Annotated in this window: 20 protein-coding genes; 14 read left to right on the plus strand and 6 right to left on the minus strand. The window is 37.9% G+C overall.

Annotation, left to right across the window (positions count from 1 at the left end; genetic code table 11):
- Window positions 1-87: 87 nt before the first annotated feature.
- Both LVD51_RS11775 and guaB read right to left on the minus strand, forming a co-directional pair.
- Entirely contained in the window at window positions 88-1266 is a 1179-nt protein-coding gene (locus LVD51_RS11775; RefSeq protein WP_236971577.1) for a type IX secretion system plug protein, read from the minus strand.
- 139 nt (window positions 1267-1405) lie between these two features.
- Window positions 1406-2887: an IMP dehydrogenase gene (guaB, locus tag LVD51_RS11780; protein WP_236971578.1), complete on the minus strand. Its 1482-nt coding sequence runs from the start codon at window positions 2885-2887 to the stop codon at window positions 1406-1408.
- Window positions 2888-2947: 60 nt separating this feature from the next.
- Here guaB and LVD51_RS11785 point away from each other — a divergent pair, with 60 nt between their 5' ends.
- Together LVD51_RS11785 and LVD51_RS11790 are read left to right on the plus strand one after the other, a co-directional pair.
- The gene (locus LVD51_RS11785; RefSeq protein WP_236971637.1) at window positions 2948-3385 is read left to right on the plus strand and encodes a nucleoside deaminase; all 438 of its coding nucleotides are present in this window, start codon (window positions 2948-2950) and stop codon (window positions 3383-3385) included.
- Between the two features lie 202 nt (window positions 3386-3587).
- Window positions 3588-4124 carry a hypothetical protein gene (locus LVD51_RS11790; protein WP_236971579.1) on the plus strand — a complete coding sequence of 179 codons (537 nt, stop codon included), beginning with the start codon at window positions 3588-3590 and terminating at the stop codon, window positions 4122-4124.
- 2 nt (window positions 4125-4126) lie between these two features.
- Here LVD51_RS11790 and LVD51_RS11795 read toward each other — a convergent pair whose 3' ends face one another.
- Complete coding sequence (locus LVD51_RS11795; protein ID WP_236971580.1) at window positions 4127-4774, minus strand: protein-L-isoaspartate(D-aspartate) O-methyltransferase; 648 nt, start codon at window positions 4772-4774, stop codon at window positions 4127-4129.
- A 432-nt stretch (window positions 4775-5206) separates the two neighbouring features.
- Here LVD51_RS11795 and LVD51_RS11800 point away from each other — a divergent pair, with 432 nt between their 5' ends.
- From LVD51_RS11800 to LVD51_RS11855, 12 genes are all read left to right on the plus strand, one after another.
- Window positions 5207-6610, plus strand: coding sequence for a phosphohexomutase domain-containing protein (locus LVD51_RS11800; RefSeq protein ID WP_236971581.1), 1404 nt, complete (start codon window positions 5207-5209; stop codon window positions 6608-6610).
- 12 nt (window positions 6611-6622) lie between these two features.
- Window positions 6623-6931, plus strand: coding sequence for a c-type cytochrome (locus tag LVD51_RS11805; RefSeq protein WP_236971582.1), 309 nt, complete (start codon window positions 6623-6625; stop codon window positions 6929-6931).
- Window positions 6928-7968, plus strand: coding sequence for an NAD-dependent epimerase/dehydratase family protein (locus LVD51_RS11810; RefSeq protein WP_236971583.1), 1041 nt, complete (start codon window positions 6928-6930; stop codon window positions 7966-7968). Before LVD51_RS11805 ends, LVD51_RS11810 begins: the two co-directional genes overlap by 4 nt.
- 4 nt (window positions 7969-7972) lie before the next feature.
- Window positions 7973-9073, plus strand: coding sequence for a glycosyltransferase family 4 protein (locus LVD51_RS11815; protein ID WP_236971584.1), 1101 nt, complete (start codon window positions 7973-7975; stop codon window positions 9071-9073).
- Window positions 9074-9112: 39 nt separating this feature from the next.
- Window positions 9113-10423, plus strand: coding sequence for an adenosylhomocysteinase (gene ahcY, locus LVD51_RS11820; protein ID WP_236971585.1), 1311 nt, complete (start codon window positions 9113-9115; stop codon window positions 10421-10423).
- Between the two features lie 92 nt (window positions 10424-10515).
- Window positions 10516-11007 carry a DUF6702 family protein gene (locus LVD51_RS11825; RefSeq protein ID WP_236971586.1) on the plus strand — a complete coding sequence of 164 codons (492 nt, stop codon included), beginning with the start codon at window positions 10516-10518 and terminating at the stop codon, window positions 11005-11007.
- Window positions 11004-11234, plus strand: a complete 231-nt coding sequence (gene yidD, locus LVD51_RS11830; RefSeq protein ID WP_262912769.1) for a membrane protein insertion efficiency factor YidD — start codon at window positions 11004-11006, stop codon at window positions 11232-11234. Before LVD51_RS11825 ends, yidD begins: the two co-directional genes overlap by 4 nt.
- Before the next feature lie 161 nt (window positions 11235-11395).
- Complete coding sequence (hemB, locus tag LVD51_RS11835) at window positions 11396-12376, plus strand: porphobilinogen synthase (protein WP_236971587.1); 981 nt, start codon at window positions 11396-11398, stop codon at window positions 12374-12376.
- 128 nt (window positions 12377-12504) lie between these two features.
- Complete coding sequence (locus tag LVD51_RS11840) at window positions 12505-13464, plus strand: DUF4271 domain-containing protein (RefSeq protein ID WP_236971588.1); 960 nt, start codon at window positions 12505-12507, stop codon at window positions 13462-13464.
- 25 nt (window positions 13465-13489) lie between these two features.
- A complete protein-coding gene (locus LVD51_RS11845; RefSeq protein WP_236971589.1) occupies window positions 13490-14272 on the plus strand; it encodes a uroporphyrinogen-III synthase in 783 nt (260 codons plus the stop codon).
- 140 nt (window positions 14273-14412) lie between these two features.
- The gene (locus LVD51_RS11850) at window positions 14413-14925 is read left to right on the plus strand and encodes an NUDIX hydrolase (RefSeq protein WP_236971590.1); all 513 of its coding nucleotides are present in this window, start codon (window positions 14413-14415) and stop codon (window positions 14923-14925) included.
- Window positions 14926-15584: 659 nt separating this feature from the next.
- Entirely contained in the window at window positions 15585-16139 is a 555-nt protein-coding gene (locus LVD51_RS11855; protein ID WP_236971591.1) for a hypothetical protein, read from the plus strand.
- Here the strand turns inward: LVD51_RS11855 and LVD51_RS11860 are convergent.
- The 3 genes from LVD51_RS11860 to LVD51_RS11870 are packed head-to-tail and all read right to left on the minus strand — an operon-like array spanning window position 16136 to window position 20976.
- Complete coding sequence (locus LVD51_RS11860; RefSeq protein WP_236971592.1) at window positions 16136-17383, minus strand: hemolysin family protein; 1248 nt, start codon at window positions 17381-17383, stop codon at window positions 16136-16138. The two genes, LVD51_RS11855 and LVD51_RS11860, sit on opposite strands and share 4 nt — an antisense overlap.
- Before the next feature lie 5 nt (window positions 17384-17388).
- The gene (gene lptC / locus LVD51_RS11865; RefSeq protein ID WP_236971593.1) at window positions 17389-17937 is read right to left on the minus strand and encodes an LPS export ABC transporter periplasmic protein LptC; all 549 of its coding nucleotides are present in this window, start codon (window positions 17935-17937) and stop codon (window positions 17389-17391) included.
- Between the two features lie 3 nt (window positions 17938-17940).
- Window positions 17941-20976, minus strand: a complete 3036-nt coding sequence (locus LVD51_RS11870) for a T9SS type B sorting domain-containing protein (protein WP_236971594.1) — start codon at window positions 20974-20976, stop codon at window positions 17941-17943.
- Window positions 20977-21338 lie beyond the last annotated feature (362 nt).

Raw genomic sequence — 21338 nt, forward strand, 5'->3', positions numbered from 1 at the left:
TATTCACTCTTGTATTCATTCTACCTTCACAGAAGCTATAATAGACCAATGATTACCAGAAGTACTATCTTCATCGAACAATAATCATTACATACTAATAATATCTGCGCTAATTAGGCCGTCATAAATAGCACCAAAAGGTCGATAATAAGTAAGAATCAAATAATAGTTTTCTGTTTCATTAGAATTGCCTTCTAAGGTATCAAAATCCAATTGCCTGCCATCTTCATCAGCTACTACGTACAAGTAATCATATCTTCCTTGTTTCATTAACAAGGTACCTTTATACAAACCACTATCTCTGTCGTAATTCAATTGATACTTAGGATCCATTTCATAATTGGTAAATCCCCCAGCCACATAAATCTTCGATCCACTGCCCATATTCCCCGGATCAAACTTGAAATCAACTTCGGCGTATTCACTGGACGTTTCAGGATTTTGTGAAAAATTATTTTGATTCTGAATTAAGAAAGAACCATTTTGATCTTTCTCCAAAAAGTAAGTTCTACCCTTTCTTGTTTCTTCCACTTCTTTGGTAACTACAAAACCATCTTGATACTCAGTCACATCTGCTACCCCAAAAGAACGGTAATCTAAACTTCGAATATCAATATATCTAAAATCTTTACCTCCGGGAAAAATAGAATGTGCTCGCCAATCAAATTCAACGATTTCTCCAAATACATTGCGAGGCTTTATCCCCGATTTAGCTTTTGCCCAGATACCATTGGGCAATATGGTAACCGAAATATCTTGTAATGGGTTAGATAATTGAAAATCCTTAAAATTTATTGAAAAATCGATAGCTTGATGGGTTCTCAACTCACTCACCTTAGGCGAACGTTTAAAGCTTGCACTGGTAAAAACTTTTTTGTCGACAACTAAAAATTTTCTCACTAAGACCACTTCATCGGTCTCTTCATCGTAAATGGTAATTAAATAATTCCCACTTATTTTAAGTCTGGTATTCTTATTGGGAAAATCCACGTAATAATAAACATAATTGACATGAGTCTGATTGGAAAAATAAAAATCATTAATCAATTGATCGTTTAACCCCTCTATATATTCAAAATCCTCCATGGCTGTCGGATTCCAATTTTGATCACAATGCTGTAATTTATAGCGATAATATTTGGCATCATTGGACAAATCGTCGAAAGACAAACGAAGACTGGTAGACTCTCCCAGTGTAAGGATGGGTAAACTATACAATGCTCCAGAAGTACCAAAATTTACGGTATAAATGGATGGCGCTGTCATCTCCTGCCCTATAGAGGACTGAATTACATGAATAAAAATTATGAAAAAAAATAATTTTCGAATATGCATTTGATTTATCATATCGAAATATAAAACTAGATTTTTACATATTAAAACATTATATAAAAATTATACTGCTTTACCTGCGTTGATAATTAGGTGATTCTTTGGTAATTACTATATCGTGAGGATGACTTTCGGTAATACCACTGCTGGAAATAGATACAAACTGTGCATTCTGAAGTTCTTCCACTTTATTGGCACCGCAATATCCCATTCCCGCACGCAATCCACCGATGTATTGAACCATGACTTCCGCTAAATATCCCTTATATGGTGTCCTACCTTCAATGCCCTCCGGCACCAATTTTTTGACGTCGTCTTCAACATCTTGAAAATATCGATCCTTAGACCCCAACTCCATAGCACCTAGAGATCCCATTCCCCTATAGGTTTTAAATTTGCGGCCTTCATATATTATGGTTTCCCCAGGGGCTTCATCTACACCTGCAAAAAGAGAACCTGCCATTATAGTATCGGCACCTGCCACTAGTGCTTTGACAATATCGCCGGTAAATCGAATTCCTCCATCGCCAATGACGGGAACTCCGCTGGAGCGAATGGCGGATTTGGCAGAATATATTGCACTGAGTTGAGGGACCCCGACTCCAGCGATCACTCTAGTCGTACAGATACTCCCCGGTCCTACTCCCACCTTTACTCCATCAGCACCTGCTTCAACCAAACTCAAAGCAGCCTCACCTGTGGCCACATTCCCAGCTATCAATTGCAAGTCAGGAAATTTATTCTTTAGGGCTTTAATCATATCCAATACTCCTTTGGAATGTCCATGAGCTGTATCGATACCTATGACATCGACATCGACATCTAATAAGGCCTGAACTCTATCAAAAGTATCAGATGTCACTCCTACTGCAGCACCAACTCTCAATCGACCATAATCGTCCTTGCAGGCATTGGGGTAATCCTTAACCTTTAATAAATCCTTGTAGGTAATCAAACCAATCACTCGATAATCTTTATCGACTACGGGAAGTTTTTCAATTTTATTGACTTGTAAGACGGCTTGTGCCTCTACAAGATCGGTACCAGCGGTGACGGTAAACAAATTTTCTTTAGTCATAAGATCTCTTACCAATTTTCTGGTATTGGTCTCAAATCTCAAATCTCGATTGGTTAAGATCCCAACCAATTTGCCATCGGCTTCGGTGATGGGAATACCTCCAATCTTAAAATTTTTCATTATTTTTTGGGCTTCACCAATGGTGGCATCGGGAGACAGGGTAACGGGATCCTTTATCATACCACTTTCACTCCGTTTAACAGAACGCACCTGATCGGCCTGGTCTTCGATACTCATGTTTTTGTGAATAAAACCCAGTCCTCCCTGACGGGCAATAGCTATGGCCAATCGCTTTTCGGTGACAGTATCCATGGCTGCACTCACTATGGGGACATTAATCCTAATATCCCTAGTCAATTGGGCACTAATATCAACTTCTCTCGGTAAAACATCTGAAAATCGAGGAACAATTAGGACGTCATCGAAGGTGAGTCCCTGTGTAATTACTTTTTCTTTTGAAGATTGGTTAATTTCCATGTGCAAAGATATTGTTTATTCTATAAATTGCAAACCAAAAAAATCAAAATCTCGACTGTGATGACCAAATTAGACCAACATTTTATGAAGCAGGCTCTCATTCAGGCTGAGATGGCCTATGATATAAATGAAATCCCCATAGGGGCTGTAGTGACCTACCAGGATCGCATAGTGGCTAGAGCCTATAATCAAGTAGAGATGCTCAATGATGTTACAGCACACGCTGAAATCTTGGCCATCACCACTGCAGCCAATACATTGGGTAGTAAATATCTAGTGGATTGTAGTCTTTATGTGACTTTAGAACCCTGTTTTATGTGTGCAGGAGCTTTACACTGGAGTCGAGCTTCAAGAATTATCGTAGGAGCTTCCGACCCCAAAAAGGGATTTTCACTATACAATCCACCCATCCTCTACGACACGATAGAGGTAACTTATGGGATTTTGGAATCTGAATGCAGCGAATTATTGCAAAGTTTCTTTAAAAATAAGCGATAACTAGGTTCTACCCTTTTGAGAGATCTCAGCTAAATCAACTTCACTCCTAGTATTCAAAATAAAAAAAGACTATTATTTTTATCTTGTTAAAACACCGTAACATTAGTCTTATTTAAAGGAGATTTTTCGTTAATTTCTATTTAAAATACCATCTCAAAGTAACATTAGGCCTTAAAATAACCTCTATAATAGAAAAAACGCCATGATAAAATACATAGCCATTATCCTAACCGCATCAACAGTGTTGGTATCATGTAGTCCAAGATTGGAACCCATAACTGAAGATCTTATTGAAGAATACAATTTTGACGACAGGGCTCTGAAAAATATCCAATATTACCTCTCTTCTGACATTGTCCTTTATAGATCCTTGTCCGATGGGGAATCTATTATTGAAAATGGAAGAGTAACCCTGAAAAATGGAAAAAAAGTAGAAGAAATTGTATTTAGAGCAGGAACACCTGGCGTCTATGTATTCAGTCCCAAGGACAATACATTGGCTATATCATTTGAAGAAGGTAAGGGAAAATATTTAATCTTTGGCCCCATCAAAGATCGACGGGGACATTATCGATTATTGGCCAAACAATGGAATAAAAACTATGGAATCGTCAATTATGACGGTCAAGCCTACCGAACACCAGCAGCCTCAGCATATGCAGAATTGGTTATTGACCTAAAAGCACAAAATCAGGTAGTAAGAAAGAAAAAAGAAGTCTCTGGACGAACAGTTAATTAATATTAGCGCTGAACTCCTTTGAGCATAGGAACAAACTGAAAATAGTCGAGTTTTTCCATTTCAAAACTGCCATTGACCTTGGTCACTCGTACCATTTGTTGGGTCTTTCCAGTTTCGCCTATCGGAGTGACTAGGATACCATTATTGTCCAATTGATCGAGTAACGCTCCAGGAATGCCTTCTGGTGCTGCGGTTAATAAAATCTTGTCAAATGGCGCAAATCGTTGCAAACCTGCAAATCCATCACCGAGAAAAGTTCTTATTCGACCGTAGCCCAATCTCTTTAGAAGTGCCTCTGTTCGAACGAAGAGTTTTTCTTGTCGTTCTATAGTATATACTTTTGCACCCATATCAAATAATACAGCAGCTTGATATCCGCTTCCCGTACCTATCTCCAAAATGCGATCTTTGGGCTGAATCTCCAACAGTTGGGTTTGATAAGCTACGGTGTAGGGTTGTGATATGGTTTGCTCTTCTCCTATGGGAAAGGCCACATCCTTGTATGCCCAATCTTCAAACCCCCTATCCATAAAAAAATGACGTGGAATTTTTGACATTACTTCCAAAACCTTAGGATGATGAATACCTTTCCGTTCTATTTCAGCGATTAATCGCTTCCGCATACCTTGATGTCTATAATTATCTTGCATAATCTAATAATGTAATCTAATAATTTCCACACATTGCATCCAATGATAAAACCACAATATCGACATTTGCGTGGAGAATAAAGGACTGTTGTCACAGAATGCACAAATATATTAAAATAAATAATACATTATAAAATATTCATTAATATGACAAAACATCGGGTTAGAGTGAAAAATCAAAGAGAAACAACCTAAGCGAAGCAACTTAGTGTATTCAAAAATCAGGCCTCATTGTACTATTTTTAAGAAAAAATCAGCCATCATAATACTTTAATCATATTGTTAAACAAATCTGAGTAATAACTCGTTCCCCAATCCGGGCTTCTTGTCATCGATAAGGGAAATAAGTAATAAGTTTTTACATTGGCTTCAATATTTTTATTACTTTAGGCATGAGATATTTTCAATATTTAACGGTAAAAAAAAGTATACATGCAGATCAAATTTGGCACAGATGGATGGCGCGCAATTATAGCCCAAGAATATACAGTAGACAATGTAAGAAGAGTAGCGGAAGGTACGGCTATATACATGAAAAAACAAAATATGAGTTTGGCAGTCATCGGGTACGATTGTCGATTTGGTGGAGAAATGTTCAACAATGTAGTTGCTGGAGTATTGGCTTCCTTTGGGATCAAAGTCATTTTGAGTAATCAAGGTTTCTCGTCTACTCCCATGGTGTCATTGGCCGTAAAAGAATACAAAGCCGACTTGGGTATTGTCATTACCGCCTCTCATAATCCGCCGAGCTACAATGGATATAAACTAAAATCGAGTTATGGCGGCCCCAGTGTGCCTGCTGAGATTACTGCGGTGGAAGATTTAATTCCCGCACAGGCAAGTATCCCTGTAATGACGATTGACAAAATGGAAGCAGAAGGACTGGTCTCCTATCAAGGCTTGGAAGATCTCTATCTTCAAAAAATTGAGGCTGCATTTGATTTGGATTTAATCCGCAATTCGGGATTAGGTATAGCCTATGATGCCATGTACGGTGCCGGACAAAACATCATCAAAAAGCTATTTCCCAAAGCCACACTCCTACACTGTAGCTTTAATCCATCCTTTTTGGGAAGGGCCCCAGAACCCATAGATAGAAATTTGACAGAACTGAAAGATGAAATTAAAAACAACCCGGGCAAATACGATGTAGGCTTGGCCAACGACGGGGATGCAGATAGAATTGGGATGTTTGACGAGCACGGTGAATTTGTCGATTCCCACCACTTACTCCTCTTATTGCTTCAGTATATGGTTGAGTATAAAAAAGTGAAGGAAAAAGTCATCATTACCTTCTCTGTAACCGACAAAATGAAGGCTTTAGCAGAATCCTACGGCCTCGATGTCGAAATCACCAAAATAGGGTTCAAGTACATAGCCCAGCGGATGCAAGAAGTAGACATCGTTGTAGCAGGGGAAGAATCTGGAGGCATTGCCATTTCTGGACATATCCCAGAGAGGGACGGAATCTGGATCGGTTTGGTCATCTTCGAATTTATGGCCAAAACCGGTAAATCTTTGACACAACTCATTAAGGATTTATATAAAAAAGTAGGTTCTTTTAATTGTGATCGCGATGATTTACACTTAAGCGAAGAGAAAAAAACAAAAATTTTAAATTTTCTCGAAAACGATGCTCCTACCTCATTTGGTAAAAATGTGGTTGCCAAGTACGAGACTATGGATGGATTCAAATTTACATTTAACAATGGAGATTGGACGATGATTAGACCATCTGGAACCGAACCGGTATTGAGAGTCTATGCCCAATCTGAGAATAAGGATAAAGTGAGAAGTTTATTGGAATCAGTTCACCAAACCTTACAATCCGTATAAGGTATATAGTCAATGAGATTAAAAATCGCTGTAATAGGTCTGGCATCAATGGCTTTATTCTATTGTCAACCCAATGAAAAATTATCTTCAGGTAAAGAGATTTACAAAAAATATTGTGTTTCTTGCCATGGAATTGACGGTAAATTATTAACCAATGGTGCTTTAGACCTTAGTCTATCAAGAATTAGTTTGGACGAAAGGAAAAAAATCATTACTCATGGCAGAGTAAATATGGTGGGTTTTGAAAATGTACTATCCTCTGCTCAAATTGATTCCGTCGCTACATTCACTCAAACACTGATTATAGACCAAGGAGAATGATGGAAAAGAACGCAGCTATATTTGTAACGGGAGGTACTGGGTTTCTCGGCACCTATCTATTGCATTTACTTGTGCATAGAGGTTACCATAATATCACCGCATTGTGCAGAGCCAATAGTCAACGAGAGTTGATCAAAGATATCGAAGGTCAAATACAATGGGTAGAGGGAGACTTGTCCGATCATCAAACATTATACGATGTAATAGAAAATCAACAAGTCGTCATTCACGCCGCGGGATTGGTATCATTTAACCCCAGAGAAGAGCACAAGCTTTACAAGGTAAATACCGATGGTACGGCCAATGTAGTCAATGCCTGTATCAATCACCAAACGGAAAAACTAATACATATATCTTCGATTGCAGCCATTAGTAAGGATGAGAAACTATCTCTGCTCAATGAAGATGTAGAGTGGCAAGAGAGTAAATACACATCGATCTATGCCAAATCCAAATTTCATGGAGAATTGGAAATATGGCGGGGAATAGCAGAAGGGCTTAATGCCACTATCCTCAATCCCTCCATCATCCTCGGTGCAGGATATTGGGAACAAACCTCTTGTAAAATGTTTACAGAAGTTTATGGAGGGTTAAAATTTTATACTCCTGGAAAAACAGGATTTGTCGATGTGAGAGATGTAGTTAGATCCATAGTATATTTTATGGAAAATGACCATAACGGTCAACGTTATATTATCAATGAAGATAATTATTTTTTTAAAGATATTTTTGAACAAATTGCCAATCATTTAGAAGTAAAACCACCGTCTAAATGTGCTCCCAAATGGCTGGCTTCTACCATAGCCAAATTCGAGGAGACGAAAGCCTTGATTACTGGGATTCGCCCCATCGTTACGACAGAAAGCATCCGAAATGCCTATAAGGATTTTTCTTATGATGCCAGCAAAGTAAAGAATACATCAAATCTCAGCTTTATACCGATTGCCCAGACTATTGAAGAAACCGCACAGTTATTGAAGACTTCTTCCAATGGACCTGCACTTTTGGCATTTCCAGAGGATTATTACAAATACTAAGACAATGAAAATAGGTTTTGACGCTAAGCGCGCATTTCAGAACAAAACTGGACTCGGTAATTATTCGCGAAATTTACTCCATCACTTAGCCCAATACCATCCCGACTCCTCTTATACTCTTTACGCACCAAAAATCACTGAAGATTTTCAACATCTTGCACAAAAGTTTAAGGTCATCACCCCTGAATCCAAAAATCCACTCTGGAGAAGTTTTAATATTAAAAAAGATATTGCTAAAGAATCCATCGACATTTTCCACGGTTTATCCAATGAATTGCCCTTTGGAATTTCTAAATTATCCACGGCATCTATTGTCACTATTCACGATATAATTTTTGATAGAATTCCTGAAGATTTTGGATATTTTGACCGACAAGTATTTAGCCTAAAAACCAAAAGCTGCCTGCGGGAATCAGACAAAATAATAGCCATAAGTCAAGCTACCAAAAACGACATCTTGGATCGATACGAGGTGGATGAAGAAAAGATTTCTGTCATATACCAACCCCATGACCCAATATTCACCAAAGAACCACTGCCTTCAGAAATTCGAGCTGCTAAACAAAAGGAATTAGATCTTCCTTCAGAATTCATCCTCTATGTTGGCTCCATTATGAAACGCAAAAACACATTGAGATTAATCCGTGCATGGGAACAATTACCAGAAAAGCCTAATCTCATTATTTACGGAAACGGCAATTATTTTAGAAAAGATATCCAAAAATATATCAGGGATCGCCATCTCAGTCCGAGAGTTCAATTGCGCCAACCAGTAGCCTTTCATGACCTACCCGATCTCTACAAGATGGCCAGTTCTGTGATCTATCCTTCCCTGTTGGAAGGATTTGGACTACCTGTACTCGAAGCTTTGGCTTGTGGAGCAAAGGTAGTGACCTCCAATATTAGTTCAATGCCAGAAGCCGGAGGCGACCATTGCACCTATGTAGATCCCTATGATGTGGAAGCCATTGCACAAGGAATGAAAGAAAGTTTATTTCACTTTCATCACGACGAAGTCAAACTACAGCAACACCTCGATACTTTTCATCCGGAAAGACTTACAAATCAAGTATATAAAGAGTATCAAAATATTATAATAAAGTAATATCTTTGCTATTATTTTATTTGACAAACAAAAAGTTATATGTCCGTAGATACAAAACTAAAATACAAAGTTAAAGACATCCAACTATCCGATTGGGGCAGAAAAGAAATTGAATTAGCGGAAGCAGAAATGCCCGGATTGATGGCATTGCGTGAAAGATTTGGGGAATCCAAACCGCTTTCTGGAGCTCGTATAGCAGGTTGTCTTCACATGACTATCCAAACCGCTGTACTAATTGAGACTTTGGTATCGTTGGGAGCAGAAGTATCATGGTCATCTTGTAACATCTTTAGTACCCAAGACCACGCAGCAGCAGCTATTGCATCTTCTGGAGTACCAGTATATGCATGGAAAGGTGAAACGGAAGAAGAATACAACTGGTGTATAGAGCAAACACTATTTGCTTTTAAAGACAACCAACCATTAAATATGATATTAGATGATGGAGGTGATTTAACTGCCTTGATTTTTGACAAATATCCAGAATTGATCGACGGTATTCGCGGGGTAAGTGAAGAAACGACTACTGGAGTATTGCGATTGTATGAAAGAGAGAAAAAAGGAACATTGCCTATTCCTGCTATTAATGTAAATGACTCTGTTACCAAATCAAAATTTGACAATAAATACGGTTGTAGAGAATCATGTGTAGATGCCATTAGAAGAGCTACCGATATTATGTTGGCTGGTAAAGTAGCTGTAGTAGCGGGATATGGAGATGTAGGTAAAGGTTCTACAGCATCACTTCAAGGTGCTGGTTGTAGAGTTATCGTTACCGAAATCGATCCTATTTGTGCACTGCAAGCCGCTATGGAAGGTTTTGAAGTTAAAAAAATGGTAGATGCCATCAAAGAAGCCGACATCGTAGTAACTGCAACAGGAAATAAGGATGTAATTACCGCAGAACACTTCCCTCTCCTCAAAGACAAAGCCATTGTATGTAACATCGGTCACTTTGACAACGAAATAGATATGGCGTGGTTGAACAAAAACCACGGCGACTCTAAGGTAGAGATCAAACCTCAGGTGGACAAATACACCATCAATGGAAGTGATATCATTATCTTGGCAGAAGGTAGATTGGTTAACCTAGGCTGTGCCACAGGTCATCCATCCTTTGTAATGTCAAATTCGTTTACAAATCAGACTTTGGCTCAAATGGAATTGTGGTCAAACAACAGCCAATATGAAAACAAAGTATATACCCTACCCAAACACTTGGATGAGGAGGTAGCCCGCTTACACCTATCCAAAATTGGTGTAGAATTGGATACTTTGACAGAAGATCAAGCCCAATACATTGGAGTCCCCAATGAAGGGCCGTATAAACCGGAATATTACAGATATTAAAAATATCAAAAGCTGGCTCTGTTCGAGTCAGCTTTTTTTTTGATATTGCAGAAGTTAAAAAAACTATTTCACTCAAGCAGAGTTTTACCAATATGTTGTTATTGTACTATTTATTGGCAATGTGGATACATCCGATTCACATATCAAAAACGTCAATTGATTATAAGGCCGAAACTCAAACTATTGAAATCACGAGTCATATTTTCATAGACGACTTTGAATTGGCAGTTACTCAATTCAATAATCAACCTGTCTATGCCACTACCACAAAGGAAGTTGCCAATGCCGACAGTTTAATTATGAATTATATGAATACTGCCTTGCAATTGACGATCGACGGTCAAACTAAAAATCTGACATTAATTGGCAAAGAGAGAACTAGAGATTATTCTGCCATCTGGCTTTATTTTGAAATTACAGAGGTAGCTTCCATTGAAAATATCACGGTATCTAATACCATTTTAATGGATTTGTTTAAAGACCAGAAAAATATTGTAAAAATGTCCACCGGCAAATCTAGTCAACCTCAATACCTGATTTTAGATCGCAACAAAAAAGTAATAAGTGTGAAATCAGACTCATGATTAAAAAAATATTTATACTCCCCATTCGGTTTTACCAAATTTTTATATCTCCAATGCTGGGAAAAAATTGTCGATTCCAACCCACATGCTCACGTTATATGATCGAGGCCATTGAAGAATGGGGTCCATTGAAGGGAATCTACCTAGGCCTGAGACGTATTAGTAAATGTCATCCTTGGGGACCACATGGCCACGACCCTGTCCCCAAAAAACAGGATAATCCATAAGCTTCAAATAACATCTTTAAAGTAAATTCTAGATTTTTCTATAAACCTCCTGACCATATTCAAGGTATACTTTTATTATCCGAAAATATATCGACAATTAAGTTGTTAAAAAGCAAGCCATACTAATTGAATATAATTATTTTTGCTTTAAATAACTTTAAATGGAAATACGACCTAGGAGAAATCGAAGCAGCGAAACCATACGATCATTGATTAGAGAAAATCAAGTGACTTTATCCGACCTTGTCTATCCCATGTTTGTCAAGGACGGAAAAAATATAAAAGAAGAAATCCCCACATTAAAAGGAAATTATAGATTTTCCATCGATGAATTACTTCAAGAAATAGAATCTTGTGTAGACCTAGGTTTAAGAACTTTCATGCTATTCCCTGCTGTAGAAGAGTCTTTAAAAGATAGTTTTGCCAGCTATAGTTATCACAGTGACAATTTTTATTTAAAAGCGGCCACAGCTATTAAAAAAGCTTTTCCAGAGGTCTGTCTTATCAGTGATGTGGCCATGGATCCCTACAGTACTGATGGTCACGATGGATTGGTAAAGGATGGTCGCATACTCAATGATGAGACCCTACCCATCCTCGCTCAAATGTCTGTGGCCCAAGCCAGAGCCGGCTTTGATATTATCGGCCCATCGGACATGATGGATGGTAGAATCCTATATATTCGAAAAGCTCTAGATGAGGCTGGTTTCACCGACACTGGAATCATGTCCTATACGGTAAAATATGCCAGTGCTTTCTACGGTCCATTTAGAGATGCGCTCAATTCCGCTCCTAAATTTGGAGATAAAAAGACTTATCAAATGGATCCTGCCAACAGTCGAGAAGCTTTCCGAGAAGCACAGTTGGATGCCGACGAAGGAGCTGATTTTCTAATGGTCAAACCGGCTGTCCATTATCTAGATGTCATACAAACTTTAAAACAAAACTTCGATCTTCCAATAGCAGCATACCACGTATCTGGTGAATATGCTCTCCTTAAGTCGGGAGCTGAACAAGGTTTATTGGATTTGGAAACAGCGGTTAAAGAAACTCTTATCTGTTTAAAAAGAGCGGGATGTGATATCATCATCACTTATTTTGCCAAACAATATGCACAATGGGGAAAAAATAATTTAGGATGAATAAGCAATACATAATATTTTTTTTCATCTTATTTATGGCATCGCTGTCTTCGTCGGTATATGGACAGAATCCATTTGAGATTAAGTCACGCAAAAATATAAATTCGACTAAAGACTCAGTTTCACCAGTGGATCGCCCTTCTGCAGACACAATTATTCTAAAAAATTCCACCGACAATGAAACTCCAGAATTGGAAGTTATACCAGAGTCGGAAGTTAATCAGATACCAAGACCATCTATAAATGAGAAGGATAAAAATGCATTTAATATTAATCCGCCTTCAGACAGTGGTACAGCATTGCCTGAAATAGAAGAAAATATCCCTCCACTTGACCATGATTCAGTTACGGAATCCATCATAGCGTCCCCGGCAAAGGATACGGAGGATGAGGAATCTCTTCTAAATAAAATACTCCCTCAAGATACGAGTGAAAACCAAGAAGAATCTATCACCCATGTCGAATATTGGGCCTTTATCCTTGACCTACTTCTCCTTTTACTTACTACGGGCTTGTTTTTGTATGATAGAGAAATTTTTAACAACATAAGAAAGGCCAGTGTACAAGAAAATTTGTTGCGCTATATATATAGAGACATGTATATTCGCAAACCGTATCCATTTTATTACTTAAATATTATTTACCTCCTTGGCTTTAGTTATTTCATATACAAAGTTGGAGTGGCCTATAAATTCGATCCATCATTCATTAATTATCTAATAATTCTAGCCTGTCTCACCCTTTTATTTTTTATAAAACACATACTTCTTCATATACTTTCTAATATTTCGGATAATTCCTTTGAAATTAAATTTTATCAATATTGGTTAATTTTATTTTCAGGACTTATGGGAATAATTATCATTCCCGTAATACTAATGTTATCTGTATTTAATACCGCACTAATCAAAAATACCATAATAATATTAGGAATTTTAGTCATTTTGCTATATTTATACAGACTAGCTAAAAGTGTAATCCATGGAAGATTCTATATAACAAAACATGTTTTTCATTTTTTTCTGTATTTTTGTGCCGTCGAAATAATACCACTCTGTTTGGTATATCGATTTCTGACACCTTTTTAAAAGCTAAAAAAAATAGTATTTTAGCATGGCGACAAAAACACAGATAGAAACAAATTCAAGTTCTTTGGCCGTAAAATCTATTCTGGTCTCGCAACCAAAACCAGAGAGATCTCCCTATTACAAATTGGAAGAAAAATACGGTATTAAGATTGACTGGAGGCCCTTTATTCACGTGGAACCAGTATCTGAGAAAGAATTTAGAAAGACCAGGATCAAGCCTGATGAATTCACAGCAATCATTTTCACTAGTCGGAATTCCATAGATCACTTCTTTGGGCTTTGCGAGGAAATGAGGATTAAGATGTCAGCAGATACCAAGTATTTTTGTATTTCTGCTACATTGGCTAATTACTTGCAAAAATTCATTGTCTATCGAAAGAGAAAAGTCTTTGTAGGCAAGCGATTAATCAGTGATTTAGAGCCTTATTTCAAAAAGCATAAATCTGAGAAATATCTTCTACCCACTTCCAATTTGGGAAGTCAACCCGTGCAGGATTTCCTCAGTTCTATGTCTATCAACTATAAGGAGGCCATGATGTACCGAACGGTGAGCAGTGATCTTTCTGATTTGGCTGATATCACCTATGACATATTGGTGTTTTTCAGTCCTTTGGGAATTCAATCTCTCTATGACAATTTCCCTGATTTCAAGCAAAACAATACCAGATTGGCTGTATTTGGAAACAGTACGAGCCAAGCCGTATTGGAAAAGGGATTAGAGATAAACATTAAAGCTCCTTCCACTGAAGCTCCTTCAATGTCAATGGCGCTTGAAAATTACATAAAAGAAATAAACGGAGAAGAGTAATTATAAATTATTACGATATACAGTCTTTATTTAAAGATGACGGAAAAATTCGCCTAGTAGGTCATAGTGACCTAGGCGAATTTTCTCGTTATTATAATCAACATTCCACAGCAGTTGATATATCCGCCCAACCCGCTAGTGTGGTTTTACTTATTCACCAAGCGAAAAATATCCCTCAGATCAGTTTTATAGTGAGAGCAAGTCATCCCAATGACGAATTTCATGGTGGACAGATGGCCTTTCCAGGTGGGAAACAAGAAATAGGGGAATCTTTAGAAGACTGTGCAAAAAGGGAAATGGCTGAAGAAATAGGGATACAACTCAGTGAACATCACCCACTCTACCCTCTGACCCCACTTTATATTGCTGTGAGTAATTTTATAGTTCACCCCTATGTAGCTTTTTTAGATATTGAACCAAAATTCAATATGGACAGTAGTGAAATAGCAGAAATAATAACTATACCCCTAACCAAACTTTCTTCGAATTTTAAAATAGAACACAAGGATTGGGTAGCTAGAAAACGTCACTTTAAAAACATTCCTTATTACGATATCCAAGGTCATACCTTGTGGGGAGCTACCGCAATTATCTTTACCGAATTTTTGTCCATATTGCGAAAGGGTTTACCATTGAGCTCTCGTAATTCATAATTATTCAATCCTATCTTATATTCTTAGTCATTTCGTATATTTAGCTATAATACGATTTACATTTTATGATGACGGAAAAGATTTTGAAAATATTTGGAGTTAGACGAGGCTACGACTGAATGAAGCTCACGACCGAATGTAGTTCGAAGAACCGTAGACCTTAAATAGGTCTACGATGAGGGAGCCACGACCGCTGTGTCGTGGGTGGGTAGGGAAAGACCGTAAATCGGTCAATGATGAAGGAGCCAAAACCTCCGTGTTTTGGGAGGGATTGCCAGCATAGCCGTAGCTACGGCGTGATTGAGTAAAGTTGCCACAATGGCAACCAAAGGTCGTAAATCGACCTTTGACGAAGATGACCGAATGTAGTTGCTCTTTAGAGCAACTCGATGGACTAAATGTCCATCGGATGAGGGAACCGGAGCCACTGCGCTCCGGGTGGGTTCGCCACTGTGCCGAGGCGTGATTGCCCTGGAATTCCTTGTTAAGATACTACTACCAGTATAGCATTACGTCTTAATCCACAATATTTAAGCCTCAATGCATTGCGGCTCTACAATAAATCGAAAGATTTCCGTTAATTATAAATGTAATTCGTTTAAATACCAAGTGAAATTCACTATTTGTGATGTAAAGGAAAAAATAAAAACTTTATCACTATGACAACTCAATCATTGATGACATCGCTTTCTACCTTAAGTCCTCATCGCGAAAATCGACTTCAATTGACGCAACAAGTTATTGAAAACGGTGATATTGAGAACTTATTCGCGATTTGTTTAAAAGTAGAATCCCCATATCATACAAAAGCTTGGTGGATTTTGGAATGGGTATTGGCATCGGATCGCGAATATCTATTAACATACGGACCTCTTATTGTTCGGAAAATGACTTTAATAAAAGAAGAATCAGCTTTGCGTCCAATGGTAAAAATCCTGTGTTCATGGACAAAGTCTCAAATAAAAAACGATGCCATAGCTATCCCACAACAAGATATGGATACTATGATCGAATCTGGTTTTGACTGGCTAATAACCGATGTTCAAGTAGCCATTAAGGTCCATGCCATGGAAATGTTAAGCCTCATAATGAAATGGAATGACTGGATCATTCATCCTCTAGCTGATGTATTGAGTAAGGGCATTCAAGAACACAGTCCCGCCTATAAAGCTAGAGCATCTAAAATTTTAAAAAAAATAAAAAAACAGATTTAAAGCTGATGCTTTACCACTCGGACTACTTCTATTTTTTTCTCGTCCACTTTCTCGAGGGTAAAAGTAAAACCTGCTAATTCAACCACTTCTTTTTCTTCGGGAATATCCCCTAAAGTCATGACCAAATATCCTGACAAGGTAGAATACTCTCCTTCTGGTATTTGCAGTATAGGATATTTTTCATTGATATCATCCACCTTCATTCGACCGGAAAAAATATATTCGTATTCAGATATCTTTTGATCCATAACCAAATCATCTTCATCGTGCTCATCTTCGATATCCCCAAATATTTCTTCGACGATGTCCTCTAGAGAAATCAAACCAGATACAGATCCAAATTCATCGACAACGCAAGCAATATTTTGATTATTCAGGATAAAATTATTTAAAGCTGTGGTCACCATCATGGTCTCTGGAATAAAGGGAACATCGAGAATTAAAGGCTTAATTTTATCGGGATGATGTAATAATTGCAAATGGTGGACATAGCCCAGAATGTTTTCTATATCTTGATCGTATATCAATATTCTCGACAACTTGGATTCATTGAACATTTGTCTCAATTCGTCGACGCTAGCCTCTACATCGAGGGCTATAATTTCCGTCCTGGGAATCATGCATGATTTAATCTTGATATTACTTAGATTCAATGCATTTTTGAATAAATCAGTATCTATTTCATATTCTATATCAGATTGGACATTGCTATTGACTAGATTTTCCAAATCGACCTTGGAGAAAGTGCGATCATCGGTCTCAATAGAATCCTTTACAAACAATCGAATCAACAAGGTAGAACCTCCCATCATGATTTTCGAAGGTATTGAAAATAAATACTGAAAGAACAACAGTGGATAGACAAACAATTCTACAAATTCATTGGCATATAGCCTTCCCATAGTTTTGGGTAAAAATTCTCCAAATAACAATACCACGATGGTGGTCAAAACAGTGACTACTAGCAATAGTGTAAGTCCACTGCCCAAAAATGGTGAAAGCACGGGATCAAAAAGCTTAGATACCGCGTAGGTAAATATAACTAGAGCAATATTGTTTCCCACCAATAAAGTAGACAATACCGTCTGCGGTTTATCGTAAAACCGAGCCAATATTTTCGCACGACGGCTATCTTCCTTTCTCTGGATTTCTACCTTCAGTTTATTGGCCGAGATAAATGCCATCTCCATTCCACTAAAGAAGGCTGAAAGCAATAAAAAGATTATAATAATTACATAGCTCATCATCTCTATTTTAACACACCTTCCAATTGAGGAATTGGTGTTTTGCCTGTTGTCTTCTCAAAACTTATTTCCGTAAAATCTTGGTTGGCCTTAAATCCATATCCGTATATAATCTCGTTGGGCCTTGTTAGCTTAGCAAAACGATCGGTATATATTATACTCTTGCGTTCGTTCCAATTTAGCTCACTAGTCTCTAGTTTTTCCCCCAAGGTATTTTGAAAGACTACATTGTCGGTTGCCGTAACTATATATTGGTCGGGTACGCGCTCGGCATAATCTGCTGTCAACTTGGCATATTTCTCCTCTCCTTCCTGATAAAAGTCGACTATGATTCCTTTGGGGAAGACATCCTTACTAGGATTTCCTTGATACCTTTTAAGTTCCGGTGCCGATAAGGTCATTAGTTTTTGACCACCATCAGTATAATTCATTTCTATTTCGTAGCCTATCTCAGCACCATCATCCAGATCATCATACTGATTGGAATCTATATTTGTTGGATCGCATCCACAAATTAAACTTATAATTACCCAAGCAAAAATACTTCTTTTCATAATCTAGTTCAAAAGTACAATTTCTCCGGAAATTAATTTAGTAACTCCATCCAAATACATTATTTCTGCGGTATAGACATAAACACCAGGCATAAGGTGTTCCCCGTTTGCCAAACCATTCCACCCCAAAGTATAGTCATTGGGCAGAAAGGAGGCTTTGGTGAACAATAGATTCCCCCACCGATCAAACACATTAAACTCCAACACTTGCGACACGTGAGGGCCAGCATAAACGGTTACACTGCCATTGGGACCATCTCTAGAAGGAATTAATACATTGGGAATACCGACATCTCTTATAGGATATACCTTGAACCCAAGTTCATCTCTAGCCTCACAACCATTTTCATCTGTTCCTATCAATACAAATGATGAGTTGGAGTAGGGTTGAGCAATTACTTCCTGACAATCTTCACAATCCACTTGATCGGCAGGCTGCCATTGCCAAGTTAGCATTCTATCATCGGGAATGGATTCTGCTTGAAGGAAGACCGTCTGACCCAAATTGAGGACAGAATCACCCACTATATTTACAAATAATTCATCGGGTTGACTTAATCCCACATTAATGGAATCTTGACAATTATTTTCATCGGATAAATAGATCACGTATTCACCCGCCGATAATCCTTGAAAATCGGGTCCACCTGAACCATTTCCAGAAATGGAATAAGTATAATCTCCACTGCCGCCCATTCCATCAACGATTATAAATCCATCGCGATCGCCATAACATAGTAAATCCATCTTATCGATAAGATCAAGGGTTAATAATGGAGGTTCTTCAATACTATAATTTCTAATAATACTACAGCCGCTTATATCAGATACTTCAACCCAAAAGTTCCCTGGTCTCAATCCCTCTACATCTAAAGACATACTTCCAGTATTCCACATAGCAGAATAGCCTGGCCTTCCACCAGCAACCTCGATATCAATACTTCCATCGGTTAATCCATAACAAGATATGTTGGTCACTTCTGCCTCTAAGGACAAGGAATCGGGTTGGGTCAGAGTAGTATCGACAAAACCGTGACAATCGTCCTGATCTCGTATTCGAATCACATAATCTCCTGCTGGCAGATTGGACAAAATATTATTACTGGTATACACACCATTCAATTGGTAATCAAATTCGTAAGCCGGCCTCCCTCCTTCTACTAGAATCTCAATCATCCCATTGGATTGTCCGTAACAAATAGGTTCAGTCAGGACAGAATTTCCTATGGTAAAATTAATTTCATTGAGATAGTAAGAAGTATCTAAGCTACACCCCATATCATCCATGATGGTGACTTCATAGATGCCAGAAACTAAACCATTTCTCTCATCCATATTTGTAAATCCCATACCATCGTTGAAATCGTATTGAAAGGGCGGAAAATTCCCATTGGCTACAATGCGAATCCCACCATCCATTCCCCCTCCACAGGAAGCATTACTTATAATGCTATTAATCTCCAGTGGATCCGGCTCTACAATGGTATAACTTTGAGAAATCACACATCCCGTCTGATTTCTAATGGTAACTTCGTAATCTCCAGGAGACAAACTGTCCCGTAAAAACTCACTAGCTCCATCGTCCCAAGCTACTAGTTCTATCGGACTAGGAGAATCTATACTAATATCAATCATCCCGTCATCGTATCCGTTACAACTTATTTGATCCACTACATCAGTTATTTCCATGATATCTTCTACGATAATAAAAGTATCGATGGGTGATATACAACCAATATCGCTTTCCAGTGACAGAACGAAAGGTTTATTTCCACCACTGTTGAAACTGATTTCATGGGGTCCTGGACCTTGAAGATCCTCAGAGGAAGCACCTGGTCCAAAACTCCAGTTGTATTCGATGATGGCCCCACTTGCACTGCGGTCAACAGCGTAGAATTCAATGGGCTCATTGGGACAGTAAATGGGTTTAGTGTCCAAAAAAACTATTTCTGCATCTGGTGTAGAAAACTCACCACTGCCCCCCCATTCCAATCTAAAACCCGCTCCTGATGCACTAAAATTATTGACGACTAAGGCGTATGATTTCCCTGTTTCCATTTGCAATGGAGCCAAAAAATTGTCATCCCCATTGTCACATCCTCGCCATTCCAAATCATCTGTACTACCTGTTCTCAATCCTGTAGGTCCGGTACAGGGTTCCCAAACGGAAAAATCAGCACCGACCACTTCACCAGATGCCATACATCGAAGAATATTCTTATCACTACAATTGTCTATACCATTGGGCAATTCGTAAACCGCAAAATCGAGATCATCAGTAGGATTGATGGGATCTAGGATAAAAGTTAAATCACCATCATTTCTAGCCACCCATTTAAACCAAACACTGGACACTTCAGAATTTCCATCATCACTATTGGTGGTCGGATCTATATCCAAACAACTGTTATCCGCCTCGTCTCTGATATCGCCAGAACCAGCTAATTGGTTGACGATTAGCGTTGATTTATCACACAGAACGGTTGCAGTCGGACAATCGGAATCGTATTCGGGAGTAAATTGAAAATTACTTACGCAAAGTTGGAAGGTACCTATGTCGTTGGATCGAGATCCAACTCTTAGATAATATTCCCCACCCAACTCAAGGTCCCCAATGGTCAATTCTACTAAATTCTGTCCTCTGGCATCGGAATTACAGCCCTTCAATTCAAATCCGTCGCAGGAACCTTGATAAATTGCTATCTGAGGATCGTTTAGACTTCCTCCTTTCCCCAATCCCACATTACCGCGCACGATAATATTTATATTTTCAAAATTATTTACAAATTTAAACCACACATCTCTATCGTTGGTATCCATAGGGTAACAACTCGGATTCTCCACCGTAGAATTAGAATAATTAGCCAAATCATAAAAGCCTTCTGGAGAACAATAATTGATAATGGTATCCAATACTATAGGATTTGAACATAGATCTCCGTCTACTTGGGCATTCACCTTTGAATAAATAAAAACCTGCAACACCAATAGGATAATCCATTGACTACGATAAGAATAAATTTTTTTATCTAAATTCAAATGTCATATATTTTTAATTGCTGCAACTAAATCAGCGTCCTTATTCTATATTGAACGATTTACAATGGACTATTTCAAGCCTGTCTGCCTATTTTTTCATTTTTATAACACAAAAAAATAATGCATTTACTTTGTATTCTACAAACATTCTAAAAGAATAAAAATCCATTGCCTAATCAAAAGACGTAGATTAATTTCAAAAATGAAGATAATAAAGTAATTATTTTCAAAGCTTTATTTAAAAAATATTTAAACTCATCTTATCATCCTTAAGATCCTTGACTTACTTTTACTATCCATGTTCTAGTGTTATTGATGAATTAAAACCAAGTATCCACTTATATTTACTGGGTATTGAAAAA

The sequence above is a fragment of the Membranihabitans marinus genome (genome assembly GCF_021729155.1).
GTDB lineage: Bacteria > Bacteroidota > Bacteroidia > Chitinophagales > Saprospiraceae > Membranihabitans > Membranihabitans marinus.

Excerpts from the sequence above, each read along its gene's own strand:
- yidD (WP_262912769.1), top strand. The coding sequence starts at position 11,004 with ATGATTAAAAAAATATTTATACTCCCCATTCGGTTTTACCAAATTTTT.
- ahcY (WP_236971585.1), top strand. The coding sequence starts at position 9,113 with ATGTCCGTAGATACAAAACTAAAATACAAAGTTAAAGACATCCAACTA.
- LVD51_RS11860 (WP_236971592.1), bottom strand. The coding sequence starts at position 17,383 with ATGAGCTATGTAATTATTATAATCTTTTTATTGCTTTCAGCCTTCTTT.
- LVD51_RS11845 (WP_236971589.1), top strand. The coding sequence starts at position 13,490 with ATGGCGACAAAAACACAGATAGAAACAAATTCAAGTTCTTTGGCCGTA.
- LVD51_RS11790 (WP_236971579.1), top strand. The coding sequence starts at position 3,588 with ATGATAAAATACATAGCCATTATCCTAACCGCATCAACAGTGTTGGTA.
- LVD51_RS11825 (WP_236971586.1), top strand. The coding sequence starts at position 10,516 with ATGTTGTTATTGTACTATTTATTGGCAATGTGGATACATCCGATTCAC.
- LVD51_RS11815 (WP_236971584.1), top strand. The coding sequence starts at position 7,973 with ATGAAAATAGGTTTTGACGCTAAGCGCGCATTTCAGAACAAAACTGGA.
- LVD51_RS11775 (WP_236971577.1), bottom strand. The coding sequence starts at position 1,266 with ATGACAGCGCCATCCATTTATACCGTAAATTTTGGTACTTCTGGAGCA.
- LVD51_RS11855 (WP_236971591.1), top strand. The coding sequence starts at position 15,585 with ATGACAACTCAATCATTGATGACATCGCTTTCTACCTTAAGTCCTCAT.
- LVD51_RS11805 (WP_236971582.1), top strand. The coding sequence starts at position 6,623 with ATGAGATTAAAAATCGCTGTAATAGGTCTGGCATCAATGGCTTTATTC.
- LVD51_RS11810 (WP_236971583.1), top strand. The coding sequence starts at position 6,928 with ATGATGGAAAAGAACGCAGCTATATTTGTAACGGGAGGTACTGGGTTT.
- LVD51_RS11785 (WP_236971637.1), top strand. The coding sequence starts at position 2,948 with ATGACCAAATTAGACCAACATTTTATGAAGCAGGCTCTCATTCAGGCT.
- LVD51_RS11800 (WP_236971581.1), top strand. The coding sequence starts at position 5,207 with ATGCAGATCAAATTTGGCACAGATGGATGGCGCGCAATTATAGCCCAA.
- guaB (WP_236971578.1), bottom strand. The coding sequence starts at position 2,887 with ATGGAAATTAACCAATCTTCAAAAGAAAAAGTAATTACACAGGGACTC.
- hemB (WP_236971587.1), top strand. The coding sequence starts at position 11,396 with ATGGAAATACGACCTAGGAGAAATCGAAGCAGCGAAACCATACGATCA.
- LVD51_RS11795 (WP_236971580.1), bottom strand. The coding sequence starts at position 4,774 with ATGCAAGATAATTATAGACATCAAGGTATGCGGAAGCGATTAATCGCT.
- lptC (WP_236971593.1), bottom strand. The coding sequence starts at position 17,937 with ATGAAAAGAAGTATTTTTGCTTGGGTAATTATAAGTTTAATTTGTGGA.